Source organism: Azospirillum sp. B506, assembly GCF_000333595.1.
Lineage (GTDB): Bacteria > Pseudomonadota > Alphaproteobacteria > Azospirillales > Azospirillaceae > Azospirillum.
On sequence record NZ_BADK01001113.1, the window covers coordinates 1 to 1,588 of the forward strand.

At 67.9% G+C, this 1,588-nt stretch carries 3 protein-coding genes; 1 reads left to right on the forward strand and 2 read right to left on the reverse strand.

The features are described 5' to 3' along the window. Positions 1 to 155: NapC/NirT family cytochrome c (locus I71_RS34000; protein ID WP_042704699.1), on the forward strand; the 155-nt coding region annotated here is incomplete at its 5' end. Positions 156 to 264: 109 nt separating this feature from the next. Here the strand turns inward: I71_RS34000 and I71_RS34005 are convergent. Next, on the reverse strand, positions 265 to 1,314 hold the full coding sequence (locus tag I71_RS34005; protein WP_042704701.1) for a DUF4424 family protein: 1,050 nt from the start codon (positions 1,312 to 1,314) through the stop codon (positions 265 to 267). A gap of 48 nt (positions 1,315 to 1,362) precedes the next feature. Beyond that, positions 1,363 to 1,588, reverse strand: a 226-nt coding sequence (locus I71_RS38645) for a hypothetical protein (RefSeq protein WP_042704703.1), incomplete at its 5' end; no start/stop codon positions are given.

Here is a 1,588-nt window from a genome sequence, read left to right on the forward strand (position 1 = left end):
TCACCAAACAGAACCCGCGCGCCGCCAAGATGCACGAGACCTACCTGTTCACCGGACAGAACACCTGCATCGACTGCCACAAGGGCATCGCCCACCACCTGCCCGACATGCAGGGGATCGAGCCGGGCTGGAGCATGAAGACCAGCCAGAAGTAAGGATCAGCGTGCTGCAACAGCCCCGTCTCCGGAAGGAGCGGGGCTGTTTCCGTTTCACGGGAAACGCCGCCGGCCCCGGCCCGGTCGATGGCATGGGGGGACGATGGCGTCAGGGCAATTCCGACCGGACAAACACCAGCAGGCGGATGTCGCGGTCGGGAACGAACCCGTCGATCGTCGATTCGAAGGTCGTCGGCCCGGTCTTGGTCAGGCCGTTCCAGCACAGCGACAGGATGTTGTTCGCGGCCCCCTTGTCGAGGGTCAGGTGGAAGCGGCCGATGGGACCGCGCCAGTTGCGGGCCGTGGTCAGGATATATTCGATCTCCGCAGCGCCAAAGGGCATGGCCGGCGGCGGATGCTTGGCCTGTGCCGCGGCCAGGGTTCGCCGTGCCGCACCGTCCAGGCAATAGCGGTCGCCCACCACCCCATCCGCCTTTCCGTCCGTCTCGCCGACAAGGCGCCCGACCACGCCGCGCCCGTCGATCTCCCTCACGTCGTCGATGAGGGCGCTGCCGAGAAAGGTCCGGTAGACATGGCGCACGCGCACATCCCGCCCCGGCGGAAAACTCTGCGTCCAGAAATAGCGGGTGCGCAGCGTCCATTGCGGGGTGTTGTCGTCCTCGCCGTTCCGGATCAACCCGGCATCGCGCAGCCGGGCCAGCGCCGCCGGGTCCAGTTTCCGCGCATCGTCGTCATAGGCGCCCGGCGCCCAGGGCGTCAGGGCCAGCGCCCCCGCCGCCTTGACCGCCGCCGTCACATCGCGGCCCTGGAAGATGGCCCGCCGCTCCAGGGAGGGCTGCACCGGCCGGTCGTCGATCCACAGGCGAAAATCGAGGAAGTCGTCACCCTGCTTGGGAAAATTCCAGGCCGGCGCCGTCAGGCCCTGCGACAGGTCGAGATCCGGCAACGGAAAGGCCACCAGTGTTTCGACCGGACGGTCGCTGACGTTGCGGAAGACGTAGGAGACGCGGATCTCCTCCAGCCCGATCCACAGATCCTCCGACCGCATCTCGACGGCATCGGTCCTGGTCAGTTCGATCCCGCCAGTGCCCTGGAAACCGGTGCTGTCGTTGGCCGACACGCTCCCTTTCGCCATCGGCAGAAGCAGCGCCGCCAGCAGGACGGCGCAAATACCCCGGCCGCATCTCGTATCCGCCATCCTCCGCTCCCGCAATTCCGTCGTCCCCACCGGCCACCGGGCGGCAGTTCACCCCAGCATCGCCACCACAGACAGCGCCAGCAGCGTCACCAGCACCGCCTCGCCCAAGCCCACCAGCCCGCGCAGACCCAGCGCGATGACCCAGGTGGCAAGATCGAAGCGGTGGCGGACCTCCTTCAGCAGGCGCTCCTGGATGCCGGCAACGGTGCGGCGGGCCGACAGGCTGGCGATGCCGCCGACCAGCGCCACCAGTCCGGTGCCCAGCACGAAATAC

What these genes read in the sequence shown, in the direction of transcription:
- I71_RS34005 (WP_042704701.1), bottom strand. Translation starts at nt 1,314, where the DNA reads ATGGCGGATACGAGATGCGGCCGGGGTATTTGCGCCGTCCTGCTGGCG.